General features: G+C 39.3%; 21 protein-coding genes. 16 read left to right on the forward strand and 5 right to left on the reverse strand.

Going from position 1 to position 20,952, the window contains the following annotated elements; all coding sequences use genetic code 11:
• Positions 1 to 7: 7 nt before the first annotated feature.
• The 7 genes from EV693_RS02180 to cgtA all read left to right on the forward strand — a co-directional run bounded on the left by EV693_RS02180 (position 8) and on the right by cgtA (position 5,707).
• Positions 8 to 544: an MltR family transcriptional regulator gene (locus EV693_RS02180; RefSeq protein WP_132500754.1), complete on the forward strand. Its 537-nt coding sequence runs from the start codon at positions 8 to 10 to the stop codon at positions 542 to 544.
• Between the two features lie 154 nt (positions 545 to 698).
• The gene (gene nagB / locus EV693_RS02185; protein ID WP_132500755.1) at positions 699 to 1,493 is read left to right on the forward strand and encodes a glucosamine-6-phosphate deaminase; all 795 of its coding nucleotides are present in this window, start codon (positions 699 to 701) and stop codon (positions 1,491 to 1,493) included.
• Between the two features lie 8 nt (positions 1,494 to 1,501).
• Positions 1,502 to 2,647 (forward strand): N-acetylglucosamine-6-phosphate deacetylase, encoded by a 1,146-nt coding sequence (gene nagA / locus EV693_RS02190; RefSeq protein WP_132500756.1) that lies wholly within the window; start codon positions 1,502 to 1,504, stop codon positions 2,645 to 2,647.
• Between the two features lie 171 nt (positions 2,648 to 2,818).
• Positions 2,819 to 3,130 (forward strand): 50S ribosomal protein L21, encoded by a 312-nt coding sequence (gene rplU / locus EV693_RS02195; RefSeq protein ID WP_132500757.1) that lies wholly within the window; start codon positions 2,819 to 2,821, stop codon positions 3,128 to 3,130.
• A 20-nt stretch (positions 3,131 to 3,150) separates the two neighbouring features.
• Positions 3,151 to 3,408 carry a 50S ribosomal protein L27 gene (gene rpmA / locus EV693_RS02200; RefSeq protein WP_132500758.1) on the forward strand — a complete coding sequence of 86 codons (258 nt, stop codon included), beginning with the start codon at positions 3,151 to 3,153 and terminating at the stop codon, positions 3,406 to 3,408.
• Between the two features lie 102 nt (positions 3,409 to 3,510).
• Positions 3,511 to 4,449, forward strand: coding sequence for a DMT family transporter (locus tag EV693_RS02205; protein WP_132500759.1), 939 nt, complete (start codon positions 3,511 to 3,513; stop codon positions 4,447 to 4,449).
• An 88-nt stretch (positions 4,450 to 4,537) separates the two neighbouring features.
• Positions 4,538 to 5,707 carry an Obg family GTPase CgtA gene (gene cgtA, locus EV693_RS02210; protein ID WP_132500760.1) on the forward strand — a complete coding sequence of 390 codons (1,170 nt, stop codon included), beginning with the start codon at positions 4,538 to 4,540 and terminating at the stop codon, positions 5,705 to 5,707.
• Between the two features lie 744 nt (positions 5,708 to 6,451).
• On the opposite strand, the gene EV693_RS02215 is transcribed toward cgtA, so the two are convergent.
• The 5 genes from EV693_RS02215 to EV693_RS02235 form a co-directional block, all read right to left on the reverse strand.
• Complete coding sequence (locus EV693_RS02215) at positions 6,452 to 7,558, reverse strand: ABC transporter substrate-binding protein (RefSeq protein WP_132500761.1); 1,107 nt, start codon at positions 7,556 to 7,558, stop codon at positions 6,452 to 6,454.
• A gap of 11 nt (positions 7,559 to 7,569) precedes the next feature.
• Complete coding sequence (locus tag EV693_RS02220) at positions 7,570 to 8,337, reverse strand: ABC transporter ATP-binding protein (RefSeq protein ID WP_132500762.1); 768 nt, start codon at positions 8,335 to 8,337, stop codon at positions 7,570 to 7,572.
• A gap of 19 nt (positions 8,338 to 8,356) precedes the next feature.
• Positions 8,357 to 9,394, reverse strand: a complete 1,038-nt coding sequence (locus tag EV693_RS02225; protein WP_132500763.1) for a FecCD family ABC transporter permease — start codon at positions 9,392 to 9,394, stop codon at positions 8,357 to 8,359.
• Between the two features lie 110 nt (positions 9,395 to 9,504).
• Complete coding sequence (gene mioC / locus EV693_RS02230) at positions 9,505 to 9,942, reverse strand: FMN-binding protein MioC (RefSeq protein WP_132500764.1); 438 nt, start codon at positions 9,940 to 9,942, stop codon at positions 9,505 to 9,507.
• Between the two features lie 52 nt (positions 9,943 to 9,994).
• Positions 9,995 to 10,759 carry a DeoR/GlpR family DNA-binding transcription regulator gene (locus EV693_RS02235; protein WP_132500765.1) on the reverse strand — a complete coding sequence of 255 codons (765 nt, stop codon included), beginning with the start codon at positions 10,757 to 10,759 and terminating at the stop codon, positions 9,995 to 9,997.
• A 181-nt stretch (positions 10,760 to 10,940) separates the two neighbouring features.
• Between EV693_RS02235 and ltnD the strand changes: the two genes are divergently transcribed.
• From ltnD to EV693_RS02280, 9 genes are all read left to right on the forward strand, one after another.
• A complete protein-coding gene (gene ltnD, locus EV693_RS02240) occupies positions 10,941 to 11,843 on the forward strand; it encodes an L-threonate dehydrogenase (protein WP_207906467.1) in 903 nt (300 codons plus the stop codon).
• Between the two features lie 4 nt (positions 11,844 to 11,847).
• A complete protein-coding gene (gene otnK / locus EV693_RS02245) occupies positions 11,848 to 13,089 on the forward strand; it encodes a 3-oxo-tetronate kinase (protein ID WP_132500767.1) in 1,242 nt (413 codons plus the stop codon).
• Positions 13,086 to 13,733, forward strand: a complete 648-nt coding sequence (gene otnC, locus EV693_RS02250) for a 3-oxo-tetronate 4-phosphate decarboxylase (protein ID WP_132500768.1) — start codon at positions 13,086 to 13,088, stop codon at positions 13,731 to 13,733. The genes otnK and otnC overlap by 4 nt, the downstream gene beginning before the upstream one ends.
• 2 nt (positions 13,734 to 13,735) lie before the next feature.
• The gene (gene otnI / locus EV693_RS02255) at positions 13,736 to 14,512 is read left to right on the forward strand and encodes a 2-oxo-tetronate isomerase (RefSeq protein WP_132500769.1); all 777 of its coding nucleotides are present in this window, start codon (positions 13,736 to 13,738) and stop codon (positions 14,510 to 14,512) included.
• A 94-nt stretch (positions 14,513 to 14,606) separates the two neighbouring features.
• Positions 14,607 to 15,554: a D-erythronate dehydrogenase gene (gene denD, locus EV693_RS02260; RefSeq protein WP_132500770.1), complete on the forward strand. Its 948-nt coding sequence runs from the start codon at positions 14,607 to 14,609 to the stop codon at positions 15,552 to 15,554.
• Between the two features lie 9 nt (positions 15,555 to 15,563).
• On the forward strand, positions 15,564 to 17,033 hold the full coding sequence (locus EV693_RS02265) for a GntT/GntP/DsdX family permease (RefSeq protein WP_132500771.1): 1,470 nt from the start codon (positions 15,564 to 15,566) through the stop codon (positions 17,031 to 17,033).
• A 56-nt stretch (positions 17,034 to 17,089) separates the two neighbouring features.
• Positions 17,090 to 18,430 (forward strand): alpha/beta hydrolase-fold protein, encoded by a 1,341-nt coding sequence (locus EV693_RS02270; RefSeq protein WP_132500772.1) that lies wholly within the window; start codon positions 17,090 to 17,092, stop codon positions 18,428 to 18,430.
• An 8-nt stretch (positions 18,431 to 18,438) separates the two neighbouring features.
• Complete coding sequence (locus EV693_RS02275) at positions 18,439 to 19,113, forward strand: cyclase family protein (RefSeq protein ID WP_132500773.1); 675 nt, start codon at positions 18,439 to 18,441, stop codon at positions 19,111 to 19,113.
• A 5-nt stretch (positions 19,114 to 19,118) separates the two neighbouring features.
• The gene (locus EV693_RS02280) at positions 19,119 to 20,918 is read left to right on the forward strand and encodes an alpha/beta hydrolase (protein ID WP_132500774.1); all 1,800 of its coding nucleotides are present in this window, start codon (positions 19,119 to 19,121) and stop codon (positions 20,916 to 20,918) included.
• Positions 20,919 to 20,952: the final 34 nt, after the last annotated feature.

A 20,952-nucleotide genomic window follows, 5' to 3' on the forward strand; every position in this document is an offset into this window, starting at 1 on the left:
ATCGCTCATGGTAAATCAGCAAGATAATTTTATTGCACAGCTTGGTGAAGCCTCGTCAGCTCAGGAGTTCTTCACTGTGGCTGTGCAGCAATTCACGGAGAGTGTGGATAATCTAATTCAACACATCTTTCATCATACCGAGTTCGCCCTAAAATCCGTGGTAGATTCCTTATTTGAACATCAAGGGCCTTTGGCGGATCTTTCCGTTCGTTTGAAACTGCTGCTTGGTTTGGGCAGGATTTCGGCTCAAATTTATCAGGACATCAATCTATTTGTTGAAATGGAAACGCAGTTGCATTGTCGCGCTGATGGCAATGAGTGTGAGGCATTTTCAACCCTGAAAATAACACAATTCGCCCAAACACTGAATAGTCTTGATTTTGGTTTGCTGGCAGAATTGATGAAATTAACAGGCGAGGTTGAAAACAGAGATTCAATGCTGTTTCAAATTCAGCAGCTCCGCTTTGAGCGAGCGATGCGTTCAAGCTTAATTTTGGTGATTTCACATATTCACGAAGCATTAGCAGTGAAAAATGCAACGTAGATTATACGAAATGTGGAAAAATGTGATTTTGTTCAAACTTTGTGTAAATATCTTAGAATTGAAGTAATTTTTCCTTTATAATCTAAAAAATGAAGTTTTATTTCAATCTTTTTTCTAATTTTTATTTTGCTTAATTTGTTAGAGGAGAAATTTTATGCGTCTCGTTCCCTTAGATACAGCGGCACAAGTAAGCCAATGGGTTGCTCGTTACATCGCCGATAAAATTAATACGTTTCAGCCAACCGCTGAAAAACCTTTTGTGTTGGGGTTACCAACGGGTGGTACACCGCAAAAAACCTATCAAGAGTTAATTAAGTTATACCAAGCAGGCGAAGTGAGCTTTAAACACGTTGTTACGTTTAATATGGACGAATATGTGGGCTTGCCGAAAGAACACCCTGAAAGTTATCACACCTTTATGTACACCAACTTTTTTAACCACGTTGATATTCAGCCAGAAAATATCAATTTGCTCAATGGAATGGCAGACGATGTACACGCAGAATGTGAACGCTACGAAGCCAAAATTCGCCAATATGGTAAAATTCATCTATTTATGGGTGGCGTGGGTGTTGATGGGCATATTGCGTTTAATGAACCTGCTTCTTCTTTGAGTTCTCGCACGCGCATTAAAACTCTCACCGAAGATACTTTAATTGCCAACTCTCGTTTCTTTAATAATGATGTGAATCAAGTACCAAAATTTGCTTTAACGGTTGGCGTTGGCACTTTGCTTGATGCGGAAGAAGTGTTGATTTTAGTTACAGGACACAATAAAGCTCAAGCATTACACGCAGCGGTTGAAGGGCCAATTAACCATTTTTGGACGATCAGTGCCTTGCAGCTTCATCGCCGTGCAGTGATTGTATGCGATGAACCTGCCACACAGGAACTGAAAGTAAAAACCGTTAAATATTTCAAACAGCTTGAGCAAAACGTGGCTCGCTAGGAGGAAAAATGAATCATTATGCCCTCACAAACTCGGTGATTTATACAGGTGAAAAAGTGCTTTATCAGCACGCTGTTGTGATAAAAGAGGACAAGATTGCTGCTGTTGTATTAGAAAACGAATTGCCAGCTACATTAGAAAAAATTGATCTACAAGGGGCAAATTTATGTGCAGGCTTTATTGACTTACAATTAAATGGCTGTGGCGGTGTAATGTTCAATGAGGATATTAGCGTCCGCACCCTTGAGATTATGCAAGAAACGAATCTTAAGTCGGGTACAACCAGTTACTTGCCGACCTTTATCACCTCGCCTGATGAAGGAATGAAGCAAGCTGTGCAGGTGATGCGTGATTATCTCGCAAAACACCAAAATCAGGCATTGGGTTTACATTTTGAAGGCCCTTACTTAAGTGTGGAAAAAAAAGGGGTGCATCGTCCTGAATATATTCGAGAAGCGAGCGGTGAAATGTTGGATTTTTTTTGCAAAAACAGCGATGTGATTACCAAGATCACTCTTGCCGCAGAAAACCCAACGGCTGATCATATCCCCCGTTTGACCGAGTCTGGTATTATCGTTTCTATCGGACATTCAAATGCAGACTATGCACAAGCCAAACAACGCATTGCCGAAGGGATTTCTTTTGCAACTCATCTGCATAATGCGATGTCGCCAATTAGCTCAGGGCGTGAAGGCGGTGTGGTAGGGGCTGTGTTAGACAGCGATATCTATGCAGGCATTATCGTTGATGGATTGCATGTTGATTGGAGTAATGTTCGCATTGCCAAAAAGGTAAAAGGTGATAAGTTGGTTATAGTGACCGATGCAGTTGCACCAGCAGGCACTAACATCGATCATTTTATTTTTGTCGGTAAAAAAGTGTTATATAAAGACGGAAAATGTATCGATGAATTTGGATCGCTAGGCGGTGCGGCAATCACGATGATTGAATCTATTCGCAATGTGGTACAGTACGCTGACATTTCGTTAAATGAAGCGATTAGAATGTGTACATTATATCCTGCCAGAGCGATCAATGTGGATAATCAATTAGGTTCAATTGAGGTCGGTAAAATTGCTAACCTTGCAGTCTTTGATCAACAATTTAACGTGATTGGCACCGCAGTAAATGGTAATTGGCAGTCACATCAATAACAGAATAAAAATTAAGGTTCGTTTTAGGCAAGTGTAAATTTGGAAAGAATTGATATTTTTCTCAAATTACCGCTTGCTCTTAGCCTAGTTTTTGCGTAGAATCACGCACCTATTTTATATGAATTTTAGCGTGCCAACGTTATACGAAAGGCACGAGTTAGCGGAGTAAATATGTACGCAGTTTTCCAAAGTGGCGGCAAACAACACCGAGTAAGCGAAGGTCAAGTTATTCGTTTAGAAAAACTTGAAGTAGCAACAGGTGAAAAAGTTGAGTTTGACTCAGTGTTAATGGTCGTTAATGGCGAAGATGTTAAAATCGGTACGCCAGTTGTTGCTGGTAGTAAAGTCGTAGCAGAAGTGGTTACACACGGTCGTGGCGAAAAAATTCGCATCGTTAAATTCCGCCGTCGTAAACACAGCCGTAAACAACAAGGGCATCGTCAGTGGTTCACAGAAGTGAAAATCACTGGGATTCAAGCATAATTTCAGAGGAGATCTAAAAGATGGCAACTAAAAAAGCTGGTGGTTCAACTCGTAACGGTCGTGATTCTGAAGCTAAACGCCTTGGTGTAAAACGTTTCGGTGGCGAGTCTGTTTTAGCAGGTAGTATTATTGTTCGCCAACGTGGTACTAAATTCCACGCGGGTAATAATGTAGGTATGGGTAAGGATCACACTTTATTCGCAACTGCTGATGGTAAAGTTAAATTCGAAGTGAAAGGCGAAAAAAGCCGTAAATATGTAAGTATTATTGCTGAATAATCATTTCGAAATATATTAAGAACCCCACGTCTCAAGATCGTGGGGTTTTTTCTTATTTATCTCAGTCTATATTTATCTTTTCTATACAATTAAGGAATAGCAATGAAATCTCAACCTATGGCAGGTTTTCTTTTTTCACTACTCGCTATTACAATGTGGGGGACGCTGCCAATCGTATTGCAAGTGGTACTGAAAGTGATTGATGCTCAAACAATTGTTTGGTTTCGCTTCGTCGTTGCGGCTATGGGGCTATTTTTATTACTGTATTTTGCAAAAAAATTACCAAATTTCACCGCTTTCTTTCGTCAATATCGTGGGTTATGGGTTATTGGTGTAATTGGGTTGTCGTGCAATTTTTTCCTATTTAATTTAGCATTAAAATATATCCCAGCGGCAGCAAGTCAGGTCATTAGTCCGATTTCAACCTTCGTGATGGTGATGGTGGGCGTCGTTTGGTTTAAAGAAACCTTTGGTGTTCATCAAAAAATTGGCTTTGTCCTCGTTGTGATTGGCTTAGGAATGTTTTTTAATAATAACTTCAGTGATTTTGCCGAAATGAATGCTTATGCCTATGGTATTTTATTGGCGATTTCTGCAAGTCTGATTTGGATTGGTTACAGTATTTCACAAAAACTGATGTTAGCCCATTTTAATTCCCAACAAATTTTACTGATGATTTATTTCGGTTGTGCAATCGTATTCACACCGACTGCAGATCTCAGCCAAATGCAGGGATTAACCACGTTTCAAACGGTTTGCTTAATTTATTGCGGTTTGAATACTGTCATTGCTTATGGCAGCTATGCTGAGGCACTTAACCGCTGGGAAGTTTCGAAAGTCAGCTTGATGATGACCTTAATTCCTGTAATGACATTATTATTTTCGGCACTTTTTCATAAACTTGATCCTGAACAATTTCCCTCTAATTCATTGAATTTTATCGGATATATGGGGGCAATCGTGGTGGTAATGGGGGCAATGCTTGCGGCAGTTGGACATAAAATTTTTTATCGCTATCAATTAGATATTAGAAAGCGATAAAATAAAGACATAGACAAAAAAGATAGCATAAAATCAAAAGAAACCACTTGATTTAAGAGTAATGCTCTAAACTATTTTAGGAGAAAAAATGAAATTTATTGATGAAGCCTTGATTCGTGTTGAAGCAGGTGATGGCGGCAACGGCTGTGTGAGTTTTCGCCGTGAAAAATATATCCCCAAAGGTGGACCTGATGGCGGAGATGGAGGCGATGGCGGTGATGTATATCTTATTGCAGATGAAAATTTAAATACCTTAATTGATTATCGCTTTGAGAAACGTTATGCAGCAGGGCGAGGCGAAAATGGGCGGAGTTCAGGCTGTACAGGGCATCGAGGAAATGACATTACTTTGCGTGTGCCAGTAGGAACCCGTGCAATCGATAATGATACACAGGAGGTGTTGGGCGATTTAACCAAGCACGGAATGAAAATGTTGGTCGCAAAGGGTGGCTATCACGGCTTGGGTAACACTCGTTTTAAATCCTCTGTGAATCGAGCACCTCGTCAAAAAACAAATGGTACATTAGGCGAAAAGCGAGACTTGCTACTTGAGTTAATGCTATTGGCAGATGTAGGAATGCTAGGATTACCAAATGCAGGAAAATCAACCTTTATTCGAGCAGTGTCTGCAGCTAAGCCGAAAGTGGCCGATTATCCGTTTACCACACTCGTGCCAAGTTTAGGGGTAGCTCGGGTTGGGGTAGATCGCAGTTTCGTGGTGGCGGATATCCCTGGGCTGATTGAAGGGGCAGCTGAAGGAGCAGGGCTTGGAATTCGTTTTCTTAAACATTTGGAGCGTTGTCGAGTTTTGATTCATCTCGTGGATATTCTGCCTATTGATGAAAGTGATCCTGTGCAAAATATTTCCATTATTGAAAGTGAACTCTATCAATATAGCGAGAAGTTATCAGAAAAACCAACGTGGTTAGTGTTTAATAAGATTGATACGATTGGCGAAGAAGAGGCTCAGAATCGAGCCAAAGAGATTGCTGAACAAATTGGCTGGGAGGGGGATTACTACCTTATTTCTGCTGCGACAGGGCAAAATGTACAACAATTAACTCGTGATATTATGGATTTTATTGAAGCGAACCCTCGTGAAGAAGCTGAGCAAAATATCGAGGCGGAAGAAGTGAAATTCAAATGGGACGACTACCATCAACAAGCAATGCAAAATCCTATCGAAGAAGAGGATTGGGACGATGACTGGTCAGAAGAAGATGATGAAGGCGTGGAAATTATCTATGAACGTGGTTAGTTATGCCCTTATAAGAAATTACTAGCAACGACTAATAAAATGGCTATGTGTAATTACATAGTCATTAATTTTTTAGATGAAATGTCATAGCTGAGAAACACTTTTTTGATAAAAATAGATAAATATCACTTTAGAGGAATTTTTTGAGGAGGTTTATTGTATATTCGTCTACTTAAAGTGATATGAATAAACAAGATTCACACCAAATAATATGAATACAATCACATAAGAGAGTTTTCTATTAATATAAGCCTTTTTCCCAATCCATAATATAAGTATACAAAATAGTGTTATTGATGATGTGATTAACGACGTCATAATTATCCTCCTCTCTTATAAAGATAACTTTTTAATGTCTTTTAGAAACTCTCCTATTTTTTACAAGTTTTTGATTTTTAATAGAACCTTTCCTCTATTTTTAAAAATATGGTAAAGAATAATTATTCCAAAAGAAAAGTAGGCTAAATCAACATCAAATATATCTGCTAGAACAACTGAGATGATTCCTACCAGTAAGTAAAAGCACATCTCTCATATTCCGTATTCCTCTTTAATTTTTTGATTATAAATGTATTTGAAATAGCACAATTAATATGCAAATTGAAACCTATGTAAATAATTTTACAAAGTCAATAAATTTATAAACAGTAAAACCTTTAAATATCAAATTATTATGAACTATTCTATAAAATAGCGGATAAACTTTATCCGCTCTATAATCAAATGTAAGTCTATGCTTTTTATCTACTGGTTAAGCTGAATAAAGAAAGTTCCTGTTGGCACGATCGGTAGATATTGACGGTGGAAGTCTAAATAGGTCTTTTCTGGATCAATATCTTTAAATTGTGCTGGATAGAGCGTTTTTGCCATAAATTGAGTACTCGCCAAATCGGTGATTGAGCGAGAAGCGGTATGGTAAATACCATACACATTACCATTTTTTACTGCAGGGATATTTTCCCAGCCTGCACGTTTAACAAAACCAGCTAGGCGTTTTTGAGCATCTGCTTCTTGAATATTAATCCCCATTGCCATAATTTCATTATTTTTATCCGTGTTCATTTCAGTACCAGAAATAATGATCACATCAGGTTTGGAGGTAAGGAACTGTTCAGGGTTGATAGGTCCCCAGTTTTCAATAAAGGGTGCACTGATATTCTCTCCCCCAACAGTATTGGCGATTGCTCCCCACATATTTTTACCAAACGTAAAGCTGTATTCGGCAGGACCTTTGTTACCAAATTCAATGTAAATTTTTGGTTTTTTCTGACCGCTTGCAGCCACACGCTGTTGAATCTCTTTAATTCCGTTTTCGTATTCATTCGCAATTTTTTCCGCACGCTGCTCTGTGCCAGCAAGCTGTCCAAAAAGTTTCATACTTTTGGTGTGTTTTTCTACAGTCTGAGCATTAAAATCCACGACCACAACAGGAATGCCAGCCTGTTCAAGGCGAGGAATTTCGCTGGCGAGGGTTTGATATTGCCAATCAGCAAGTACAACGACATCAGGTTTCAACGCCAATGTTTTTTCAAGGGAAAATGTTCCAGTATTCACATTCCCAATATCTGCAATCGTTTTGAGCGTTGGCAATTTTTCACTGAATAACGCCCAACTACCGGGGTTAAATTTTTCCCAAAATTCACGAGAAATACCCACCACATTCCTGAAGTTTTCTGCTCCTGTTGCTGCAATATAGTCTGGGTAGTAGAAACCTAAAACCATACGCTTGGCAGGGACATCAACTTTGATCTCACGATCAAGCACATCTTTAATGACTTTCACTTCCGCTTGTGCAGAAATACCAGCTAGTAGAAGTGAAGTTGTTAATACACTTTTTACTAATTTTTTCATTTTGAATCTCCCTATTGAGGTTGTCGGAGTGGGCGAATGACAGGTTGCCCATTACAGTCGCATAAAATCTGCACGTTCACGTTATACAATTGATTGATCAGATCAGCTTGCAAAACATTTTTTGCTTGTCCGCAGCCTTGTAATTTTCCGCAGCCAAGTAAGATGACCTCATCAGAAAATTGAGCTGCAAGACTTAAATCGTGTAGCACCATTAAAGTAATTGTCTTCTCTCGTTTGGTGTAATGACAGACGTGTTCTAATAAGTTTAACTGGTGGTGCATATCTAATGCACTCACAGGTTCATCAAGCATTAAAATCTTTGGATTTCGCAGCAGCACTTGTGCAAACATTATCATTTGCCGCTGTCCGCCACTTAGGCACATAATATCTTGGTGGGCTAAATGAGTGAGTCCAAGTTGCTGTAAAATAGTGGCTGCCTGTGTAAGTAGCTCATCACTTAGATGATAATGTAATGATTCGACCTGCCCAAGCAGCATCACTTCAAGTGCGGTTAGCGAAGCATCAACCTGCGTATCCTGCGGCATATAACCGATACGCTGCCGCCAAGTTGCCAGATTTTTTTTATCCAATTTCTCCGTTTGATAGAAAATATCGCCATCAAAAGGCAATTCACCAAATAAGACTTTTAACAAAGAAGATTTCCCTGCACCATTCGGACCTAATATGGTATAAATTTTTCCTTCTTCTAAACGCAGATTGAGGTTATCCGCAATCAATAATTCATCACGTTTAATTTTCAAATTTGTAATCTTTAGCATTTAACTAACCCCTTGTTTCCTACCGTTTAGTTAATACAATCCAAAAGAAAAAAGGTACGCCAATAAATGCTGTTACAATGCCTACAGGAAACAATGCCCCAGGGATAATAATTTTAGAGAGAACCGAAGAAAGGGATAAAAATGCTGCCCCTACGAGCATTGAAGCGGGTAAGAAAAAACGTTGATCCTCGCCAACTAGCAATCGAGCAATATGGGGAGAAACGAGACCAATAAAGCCAATAATACCTACAAAGCTGATAGCCGTTGCGGTCATCACGGCGACTAGAATTAAGGTTTTTATACGCAAAGCCTGTAAATTGATCCCAAGGCTTAATGCTCGAGTTTCACCCAATCTTAAAGCGGTTAGTTTCCATACATCTTTTGCAAGAAAAGTAATACAGACTGCCGTCACTAATACTGCAATTGCCAATGTTTCCCACGTTGCTTTAGATAGGCTACCAAATAACCAAAACAGAATTTGTTGGGAAATTTCAGGAGCAGAGATAAATTGGATCAGAGAGAGCATAGACTGGAAGAAAAATAATGACGCAATGCCAACTAAAACCAACATTGCTGAACTGAAACGGCGTAGCGAGGCAAATAAAAAAAGAATGCCTGTTGCAATCATCGTCATGACAAATGCCCCAATTGGTACAGCAATGCTTGAGGGCATACCAAAACTACCAAATGCAATGACAGCAGAAGCACCTAACCCTGCCGCCGCCGCAATCCCTAGTGTATAAGGGCTTGCCATCGGATTATTTAATAAGGTTTGGATTTCCGCTCCACCAACGCCCAATGCCATTCCAACTACCAATGCCATTAGTGCCATCGGTAAACGCAAGTCATAAACGATGACTTTTGTTGTGTTATCTACATTTTCCACTTGCAACAAAGTTTTAATCACTTCGCTAATCGGCAACATTGATGGACCAGTTGCCACATCAAGTACCAAGCCAATGCAACCTACAATAAGAAAGACAAATAAAATAAACCAGCGTTTACGTTCAAGTATTCGCTGGTTCTTTATGATTTGTGTGGCGGAAAGAGAGCACATTTTATTAAACTAATCAAAAATAATTCTTGATAGTATAATAATATTCATTGCACAACTGCAACCGCTCTTTTATTCTTACTATTGCTTTACTTCTTTTTCTAGCGATGAAATTAAAGCAAAAAAGTCGGTAGCCAAGATTCTGCGGTGCCATCGTGATCAAAATTTTGGGTAACGTCAATTTTTAACGATTCGCAGCATTGTGTTGCACCGCAAGCACAGAGGCTTTTTTCAACAATATTCACTGCATTACAAAATGTATCGTAATCCGAGCTGCCTAATCCAATGACGCCAAATTTCATTTGGCTGAGATCAGGTTGCTGTGTTGTAATTTCATCAAAAAGTGGTTGAATATTATCAGGCAATTCGCCTGCACCGTGTGTGGAGGTTACAACCAACAGACAATCTTGTGATTGAATATCAGCTAATGTGGCGTTGTTAAATAATGTTACTTCAATGCCTTGTGTGGTTAATACGTCATTTAAGTGATCTGCCACATATTCTGCACCACCGAGGGTACTGCCTGTGATAATACAAATGGATTTGGTCATAATTTATCCTTATAAAAATAGAAATAATATCAAGATAGGTGTTTTTCATCGTCTAGACTTCTGAAAGGCTAAGCTGAATATTCATTGCTGTAATTGCCTCTCTTGCGTTTTCTGCTAGGTTATTATCACAGAAAATTTGATCAAACACGGTGAGAGGATAAACAAAAAACGTTGCTAACCTACCATATTTTGAAGAGTCAGTTACAAGGATATTTTTATGTGAAGCCTCAATGATTGCTTTTTTTACGGGAATTTTATTTTCATCTGGAGTCGTTAGCCCCTTCAAATTCCAAGATGATGTTGAAATAAATGCGATATCAATGGAAATATTCTTTAAACATTGTGCAGCAAGAGAGCCTGTGGTTGATAAATTTTCTTTGCACACACTTCCCCCAATATGGATTAGCTTTGCCTTGCTCGAATGGCATAGAAAGTAGGCAATCGCAAAATCGTTGGTAATCACCAATAAATCTTCTCTGTCTGCGATTTGGTAAGCTATCTCTAATGTCGTTGTGCCAGCATCAAGGTAAATAGTTGAGTTTTGAGGAATAATTCTCGCTGCGGCTGAACCAATTGCCCATTTTTGTTGATGAAATAATTGCGACTTGATGTTGTGAGCAGGCTCTTCTGAAAGTCTTTCAATGGACTGTACCCCACCCGAAATAGAGGCTACTTTCCCTTCTTTTTCTAATTTTTGAATATCTCGGCGGATTGTCATATGTGAAACGTTGAATCTTTTCGCCAGTTCATTAATGCTGGCATATCCGTTGTTATGAATAAATTGTATCAGTTGTTGCTGTCGCTCTATTGGGATCATCGTGGAATTTCCGTATGAAAATGAGAGTAGTAATTGTAGCAGAATTTACAAAATAGCTCATTAGATCAAAAAATTTTAAATTAATGTTAAAAAGTGTGATCTACTTCACAGATTTTAACATTTTATTCGGGTAAAATACCCCAATCGTTCATTCTTATTAATTATTATTTGGAGAAATATTATGAGCAAAAATTATTCAGTTGCTATTGTCGGTCTTGGAGCAATGGGTATGGGAGCGGCACAATCTTGTATTGCGGCAGGGCTAGATACCTATGGTATTGATCTAAATAGAGTGGCCTTGGAAAAGCTGAAGTACTTTGGAGCAAAAGATGTAGGAGTGAATGGGGACGGCTTTGCCCAGCAGTTAGATGCTGTTGTATTGTTAGTGGTGAATGCCGCTCAAGTAAATACGGTGTTATTTGGCGAAAATGGGCTTGCGGCGAAACTAAAAGCAGGAACAACGGTAATGGTCTCTTCTACCATTTCTGCAGAAGATGCGAAATTAATTTCACATAAATTAACAGATTTGGGGTTGGTTATGCTTGATGCTCCTGTGTCTGGCGGTGCAGCGAAAGCTGCACAAGGAGAGATGACGGTAATGGCATCAGGTTCGGCGGAGGCTTTTAGCAAATTAAAGCCTGTATTAGATGCGGTTGCAGGTAAAGTTTATAACATTGGTGAAGAAATTGGGTTGGGTGCCACGGTGAAAATTATTCATCAACTATTAGCTGGTGTGCATATTGCAGCAGGCGCTGAGGCGATGGCATTGGCAGCCAAAGCAGGCATTCCATTAAATTTAATGTATGAGGTAGTTACTAATGCGGCGGGTAATTCGTGGATGTTTGAAAATCGAATGAAACATGTGGTTGATGGCGATTATACCCCGCTTTCAATGGTGGATATTTTTGTAAAAGATCTCGGTTTAGTCAATGACACGGCGAAATCGCTACATTTCCCTCTGCATTTGGCAAGCACCGCTTATTCAATGTTTACCGAAGCCAGTAACGCAGGTTTTGGTAAAGAAGATGATAGTGCAGTGATTAAGATTTTCAGTGGCATTGAGTTACCTAAAAAAGGAGAGTAGCCAAATGTTAGGAATTATTGCAGATGATTTTACAGGGGCAAGCGATATTGCGAGCTTTTTGACGGAGAATGGATTACGCACCGTGCAGATGAATGGTGTACCCAAAACGACACTCAATGATCGAGTCGATGCCATTGTCATTAGTCTGAAATCTCGTTCAAATCCTGTTGCAGAGGCGATTGAGCAGTCGCTTAACGCCTTGAGTTGGCTACAAGCTAATGGCTGTACACAATTTTATTTCAAATATTGTTCAACTTTTGATAGCACAGAGCAAGGCAATATTGGGCCAGTCACTGATGCTTTACTTGATGCGTTGGGTGAAGATTTTACAGTGATTTCGCCAGCTCTGCCAGTGAATGGGCGGACTATCTTTAATGGCTATCTATTTGTTGGCAATGTGTTACTTAATGAATCAGGTATGCAAAATCACCCTGTTACACCAATGCGTGATGCAAATTTGGTGCGTTTAATGGACGCTCAAGCGAGAGGTACAACAGGTTTAGTTAGTCATCAAGATCTGTTGCAAGGTGCTGAAAATGTAAAAGCCTGCTTTAATGTATTGAAAGCACAAGGGCATCGTTATGCCGTGGTTGATGCGGTTGATAATTCGCAGCTTGCGGTATTAGCACAAGCCGTTGCAGAGTTAAAGCTGGTAACTGGCGGTTCAGGTTTAGGGGCTTATATTGCCGCACGCTTGAGTGGAGGTAAGCAAGGGGAAAATGCGTTTGTGCCACCGAAAGGCAACACGGTTGTGTTATCTGGCTCTTGCTCATTGATGACCAATAAACAAGTTGCTAACTACCAACAAAAAGCACCACATTTACAACTTGATGTTGAGCAAGCCTTGAATAACGAAAATTATGTGGATCAGCTTTATGATTGGGTGATGGCACATCTTGACGCACCGCTTGCACCGATGGTATTTGCGACGGTGCCACCTGAACAGCTAAAAGCGATTCAACAGCAATTTGGGGCAAAACAAGCCAGCCAAATTATTGAAGCCACCTTTGCCAAATTAGCAAAAAAACTACATACAGCAGGTGTAGTGAATTTTATTACCGCAGGGGGCGAGACCTCAAGCATTGTAGTGCAAGAACTTGGCTTTAGCGGTTTCCATATTGGCAAACAAATTGCTGCAGGCGTGCCGTGGTTACAAGCGGTCGAAGAACCTATTTATTTTGCACTGAAATCAGGCAATTTTGGTAAAGAAGACTTTTTTGTGTATGCACAAGGAATGTTTATATGACAGAACAAGAACAAAGAGAACAGGAACAAAAAATTCAAATGGTAAACCTTGCTCGCTCTTTTTATGAGCGTGGTTATAGCGTGGGAGGGGCAGGAAATTTATCTGTCCGTTTAGATGATAATCGTATTTTGGTTACACCGACAGGATCATCGCTTGGGCGTTTAGTGCCAGAACGCTTATCTGTGGTCGATATGCAGGGGAATTGGATCAGTGGCGATAAGCCGTCAAAAGAATATGTTTTTCATCTTGCGTTATATCAGCAAAATCCAAACTGCAATGCAGTGGTTCATCTGCACTCCACTTATCTAACGGCACTTTCTTGTGTTGAAGGGTTGAATACCGATAACGCAATCCAAGCATTCACCCCCTATTATGTGATGCGAGTGGGAAAATTGCAGGTCATTCCTTACTACCGCCCAGGGAGTCCGAAAATTGCTGAAGAATTAGCGGCAAGAGCCAACACGGGTAAAGCCTTTCTAATGGCAAACCATGGAATTGTGGTTACAGGTAGCGATTTAATTGATGCTTGCGATAATACTGAAGAACTAGAGGAGACCGCTAAATTATTTTTTACTCTACAGCATCAATCAATACGCTATTTAAGTGATGATGAAGTCAAAGATCTTGAAAACAGAGGAAAATAAAAATGCCAAAGTTTGCTGCAAATTTAACAATGATGTTCAATGAACTGCCTTTCTTAGACCGTTTTGAAGCGGCTGCCAAAGCAGGTTTTAAATATGTGGAATATTTATGGCCTTATGAATTTCCAGCTGCTGAATTAAAAGCCAAGTTAGATCAATTTGGTTTAAAACAAGTGTTATTTAATACGGCTGCAGGCGATATCAGTCAAGGAGAATGGGGATTAAGTGCGATTCCCAATCGTGAAGCAGAGGCTCGCCGTGATATTGATCAAGCACTGGAGTATGCCTTAGTGCTAGGTTGTCCAACTGTGCATATTATGGCAGCTGTTGTACCAGAGGGAGAAAGTCGTCAAGCCTATAAACAGACCTTTGTGGAGAATGTTCGTTATGCCAGCGAAAAATTTAAACCACACGGCATTAATATTTGCTTAGAAGCACTTAGCCCTGAAGTCAAACCGAATTATTTGCTCAAAAGTCAATTTGACACCTTAGAAATCGTTGAATGGGTGGATAGAGATAATGTGTTTGTTCAACTGGATTATTTCCACGCTCAAAATGTAGACGGTAATTTATCTCGTTTAACTGACCGCTTGCGTGGCAAATTCTGCCATATCCAAATTGCCTCTGTGCCAAATCGCCACGAACCTGATGAAGGCGAAATTAATTATCAGTATATTTTCGATAAACTTGATGAAATGGGCTATCAGGGTTATGTCGGCTGTGAGTATAAGCCAAGAGGCGAAACAGTGGCAGGTTTGGGGTGGTTTGAAAAATACAAATAACCTTGCTTACAGTTAGCTGTACTTTTAGCGTCATTGTAAAAATGTACGGTTATTTTATCTAAAGTAAATACACCATTACATTCAGGAGAAAACTATGAATATTGTGATTACGGGGGGACAAGGATTTCTTGGACAACGTTTAGCCAGAGCATTACTCGCACAATCAGCGATAAAAGTTAATGAGATAACGTTAATTGATGTGATCCAACCTACCGCACCAAATAATGATCCTCGTGTTCGTTGTTTGGAAGTCGATTTGCGTAATCCACAAGGATTGGCGCAGATTATTACGGAAAAAACAGATACCGTTTTCCATTTGGCAGCAATTGTCAGTAGTCACGCAGAGCAAGATCCTGATTTAGGTTATGAAGTCAATTTCTTAGCAACTCGTGAGCTGCTTGAGATTTGTCGTAAAAATAATCCTAAAGTGCGGTTTATTTTCTCTAGTTCCTTAGCAGTATTTGGGGGTGATTTGCCAAAAACTATTGTGGATAGCACGGCACTTACACCGCAATCTAGCTACGGTACGCAAAAAGCAATGTGTGAATTATTGGTCAATGACTACGCTCGTAAGGGTTTTGTCGATGGCTTGGCATTACGTCTACCGACCATCTGTATTCGACCAGGTAAACCAAATAAAGCTGCTTCATCATTCGTAAGTAGTATTATCCGTGAGCCTTTACAGGGTGAATCAGCAATTTGCCCTGTCGATAGGCAATTGAAATTATGGCTATCAAGTCCAAGTACGGTTATCAATAATTTTATTCACGCATTAACACTCCCCTCTTTCTCTCCAAGAGATTGGCACATAATCAATTTGCCTGGTTTTACCATTAGTGTAGAGCAAATGTTAGCCGATTTAGTGCAAGTAAAAGGCGATGCGATTTTAAAGCATATTCAATTTAACTTTGATGAAAATATTAACAATATTGTCGCAAGTTGGCCTGCTGCGATTGATTGCTCTAGTGCAATTCAGCTCGGATTTGTTGCTGATAGACAATTCGTTGATGTAATTCAACATTTTATTCAACACGATATGTAAGGAGCTTTTATGTTCGGATTACCTATTCCTATTATAGGATTATTAATCGCAGTTTTTGTTTTAGTCTATTTAGTTTTAAAAACTCGAGTACACGCTTTTATCGCAATGCTTATTGCATCAGCAATGGCAGGTTTGATTGGTGGTATGAGTGTAAATGACACGCTAAGTGCAATCACGAAGGGATTTGGTGGCACGTTAGGCGGCATTGGGATTGTCATTGGCTTAGGCGTTATGATGGGTAGTGTGCTAGAAGTATCTGGTGCTGCTGAAAAAATGGCATATAGCTTTATTAAATTCCTCGGTAAGAAAAAAGAGGAATGGGCGTTAGCAATTACAGGCTATGTGGTGAGTATTCCAATTTTCGTTGATTCTGCCTTTGTTATTTTATATCCCGTTGCGAAAGCATTAGCGAAAAATGGTAAGCGTTCGTTATTAACGCTGGGGGTGGCATTGGCTGGTGGTTTAGTTGTTACCCATCATACTGTTCCTCCAACACCAGGACCATTGGGTGTAGCAGGTTTATTTGGTGTTGATCTCGGTGCAATGTTACTCGTTGGTATGGGGTTGGCGATATTACCAGTAGTAGGTATCGTGCTATATGCCAAATGGTTAGATAAAAAATATCCAACGTTTAATCAAGAAACCTTCACACCAGAAGAGCTGAAACAGAAATTTGATGATTATATCGAAAGCAGAGAAAAGAAAAATTTGCCAAGTTTGGGATTATCTTTGTTGCCAATCGTGTTACCAATAGTTTTGATTTTTATCAAAGCAATATTTGATTTAGTGGCGAAAAATAATGCTCAATTGTCAGAAATGGGGATTTATCAATTCTTGAGTTTTATTGGGCACCCAATGATAGCTCTCGCAATCAGTGTACTGGTTGCTGTCTATGCATTACTACCAAATGCAGATAGAAATGCAACGGCTCTTCATCTTGAAGAGGGAGTAAAATCTGCAGGCATTATCTTATTAGTAACTGGTGCGGGTGGTGCATTGGGGGCAGTATTGCGTGAAAGTGGTGCAGGTGCACAGTTAGCAGAGCAGGTTGCAAGTTTACCTATTTCACCAATCTTAATTCCATTCATCGTTTCTACTGCAGTTCGTTTTATTCAGGGTTCAGGTACTGTGGCAATGATCACGGCGGCATCAATTTCTGCTCCAATTCTTGCACAAATACCTGGAGTAAATATGTTACTAGCAGCACAAGCTGCAACGATGGGGTCACTATTCTTTGGTTATTTCAATGATAGCCTCTTTTGGGTTGTAAATCGTATGATGGGAATTAACGATGTGAAAAAGCAAATGATCGTTTGGTCGATACCAACCACAATTGCTTGGGCAATTGGCGGGAGCTTAGTCATTTTTGCTAATCTTATCTTTAGTAATGATGGATCAGCTTTCGACTTAATTTTCCCACTCGGTATTCTTGTGGCAATTATGCTGTATGTTAGACACCAAAACAAAGATCTAAAATAATCAGGTAGTTGGGCGAACAAATTCATCTGTTCGCCTTATTTTTTGGGAAAAAAGAGATGTTTAGAAAACTACTATTTTTATTCTGTTTTATGCCATTGACGCTTTCAGCTCAAAATCGCCCAGTACAACAAATGCAACAGCCTAAATTGAGCCTATTAGCAGAATTGACCGCTAAAGGGCAAAAAATTAATGGTATTGCGATTGAATATGAAAGTGAAGTTTTGGCGAGCAGTGATTTAACCTTGCTTTATCAAGTCTCGACTCAATTGGATAATCAAGTAAATATTCCTAGACAAATCCTTAGGGCTTACACCAATAACCAAGCACAATTATCAAGCCAAGCGAATTTGGGAAAATTCGTGATTATTGAATTGGATAGCCGAGATAAAAATGCGGATCTTTATCAAATTAAACTAGAAAACGAAACGCCTATTAAAGTGAGGGTAAGGGGTAAAGAGGGCGATATTATTATGGTTGAAAAGAAGCAGCCGACTCGAGTGCCTCATTATTACCACGATCGTTTAACTTATCATATTTCGCAAAATGGTTATTTGAAATTATCCAATGGAAAAATATTAGACAAAATACAGCTCTCACAAGTTGCCACTCCTGAAAATGTGATCACGCCTTATTTAGACCAATTTTCCCTGCATAAAACCGTGTTAAACAGTGAGAATAATTCTCTGAATTACCGCCTTTACACACCAGAAGCTCAATTAGGTAAGAAATATCCGCTCACTATTTTCCTACACGGTTCTGGACAAGTAGGAACGGATAATATTGCTCATTTAATATCAAGTAAAGGCGTAATTTCAACCTTGCAATATGAACAAGGGTTTGTATTAGCACCGCAATATACCAGTGTGTTTGATCCTTTTGATGATGTGAATAAAGGGCAAAAGGGCGGTATTCATTGGCAAACACAAAATCGCCAGCAATTGGTGTTAAAAATGATTGATGAAACAATTAAAGCCAATCCCAATATTGATCCTAATCGTATCTATCTTATTGGACTCTCTCGTGGAGCCGAAGGGGCCTTAAACCTATTATTAACACGTCCTCAGTTTTTTGCGGGAGCGTTATTAATGAGTGGACGGGAGGTTGGCACTATTGAATGGATTGATGGTAATAGCCGTAAAGGGATGCTGGAGCCAATTAAACATATGCCGATATGGTTTTTTCATAGCAGACAAGACAACATTTCGCCAGTGGCAGGTACACGACTTAATTATCACTACTTGATGCAACTGAATGCACCGAATGTAAAATACACTGAGTTCAATTTTGAACAAGCAGGCGATAACGGCATTATCAATCATAACCCTCATAATACTTGGGACGCTGTATTTAATAGTCCTGAAATTATGTTGTGGTTGTTAAATCAAAAGAAAAAATAGGAATGAGTATGAATTACCAATTATTATCTTACCCCCTAGATGTCAATGATGTCGGCTATCCTGGAGAGCCTACTTTAACGCTGGAAACTTGCACCTCAACCGAGCAAGGCGATGTGTATAACAGTGCTAAAATTCATTTATTTAATCATTTTGGGACACATTTTGATGCACCTCGCCATTTTAACCCACAGGGAGCAAAAATAACAGAATTGCCACTATCACAATTTATTTACGAAAAGCCACTGTTAGTTGATATTGCAAAACAAACAGGGGAAATGATTGAGGTTGATGATTTAGTGCCTTTTTTATCTGAAATTCAGCAAGCGGATTGCTTAATTATTCGCACTGGATTAGAAAAAGTTCGGTTAGTGAATCCGCAAGAATACGCTCAAAATGGCGGAGCAGTCAGCATTCAAGCGGCTCAGTATTTAATAAATAATGCAGCAAATTTGAAGGCAATTGGCTTTGATTTTATTTCACTTGCCTCCCCTGCTCACCCTGAACACGGCATAAAAGCACATCAAATTATGTTAGGTATGTTTAGTGAACACTTTATCTGCATTATTGAAGATATGAAATTATCACAGGTTAATAAACAGCGTTTAAAACGTGTATTAGCTCTGCCACTATTAGTGAATGGCATTGATAGTGCCCAAGTTACCATTTTAGCTGAGAGCGAGTAATGATTATGCAAACAACCAAACGTTCTTATTTCCTTGCTTTAGGATTTTTGATAGCGACATTCTGCTTTGTCTACCTAGCTTCTTTGATTGAGCGTGATTTTGGGCGAGTTGATGTGAGTACCATTAGCTTTATGACCGAAGAACAGCAACCAATGGTGGCGAAATTATATCGCCCCATTTCAGCCACTGCACAAACACCAAAGCCTGCCTTACTTGCTTTACACGGCTATCAAAGTGATAAAGAAGCCACTTCAACCTTTGGTGCTTTAGAGCTGGCAAAACGGGGATTTGTTGTTTTAGCTATTGATCATTTTGGACACGGTTATTCCACTAAATTACCTGCTTCCAATAAAAATATGAGTGGAGCAAATAATGGCTATCAATATTTAAAAACACTGCCATTTGTGGATAAAGAAAAATTAGGAATTTTCGGACATTCAACAGGGGCATTAAATGCGATTCGAGTAGCAAAGCTCAATCCTGATCATAAAGCTATCAATGGGCAAAGTAGCAATGGTGGTGATCCGACACTGAACAACTATTTGCTCACTCAAGGTTTGTTTGAAGAAATCGGTGGCTATCGTGAAAAAAGTTTCCCTGTTAGTGCTTTAGTAAACAATGAAGCACGCTTGAAGGCATTTTCTTTGCCTTCCCACGAGACACTAAAATGGAATCATACTTATGGCAATATAACTGATGGCACTGCTCGCCGTGCCGCATTGGTTAATGGTACGCATTTAGGCGTAATGATCGCAGAGCATACCAACAAAGAGGCGATTATGTGGTTTAATCAAACCTTGCAAAATGGTATACAAGACGCAGATTGGCTTCCTCCTGAACAGCAGACTTATTGGTATAAAGAATTTGCTGGATTATTGGCATTATTCAGTGCGATTGCTTCAGCTCTATGTTTAGCAAATGGTTTATTGACCCATACTTACTTTGCTTGTGCTACAAAAATTGTAACAAAACAGACCGCTCTTTCTAAGCCTAAATGGCAACTGTTTGCACTGATAAACATTGTTGCTACCCTTGTGCTTTACCCTTTGTTTACGCAATGGGGTGGTGCCAATGAACCAATTGCGAAAGTATTAAATTTTATGCCACTTGAAATGGGCAATGGCATTATCACTTGGCTAGTTAGCAGTGCGGTGATTAATTTCATTTTCTTTATGCTATGGCAAGGCTCGGCGAGACTATCCCTTGCAGAATTTGGTATTTTAGGTAACCCACAACAAACAACATCAAGGGTTATATGGCGTATGCTGGTACTCAGCGTGATTTTGATTGCTTGGCTTTACCTGATAGTCTTGATTATCCATCAATATTGGGGAATAGAATTGCGTTTTTTATGGCCAATATTAAAACCATTAACCGCAGAACGTTTTGAGTTGTTTATTCCATATTATTTACCTATTTTATGCTTTTTCTTCGTGTTTAACGGATTGATTGTCTCCGTACAGATGAAGCAGAAAAATAAAGCGAGCTTTAATACGACTCTAGTAAGTTGGACTATGAAAACGATTTTCTTTGCAGTTGGTGGCTTGATTTTATTATGGTTATTTCATTTCATACCTAATTTTATGCAAATAGGGCCAGGTTTTGATGTGATCGGATTACCACAGTTTGGCGGTCGCTGGGCGATGATGTTAGCGGTGATTATTCCACAATTTATCGTGTTTATTTTTATTCACCATTGGTGTTATTTGAAAACAGGCTATATTTACCTAGGTGTCTTTTTTAGCTCAATATTAATGACATGGATAATGATTGGCGGACAAGTGATTGGGCGGTTTTTAGCATAATGCTTAAAGGAAGTTAAATTTATGTTTATTTACC

Source organism: Nicoletella semolina (assembly GCF_004345745.1).
GTDB lineage: Bacteria > Pseudomonadota > Gammaproteobacteria > Enterobacterales > Pasteurellaceae > Nicoletella > Nicoletella semolina.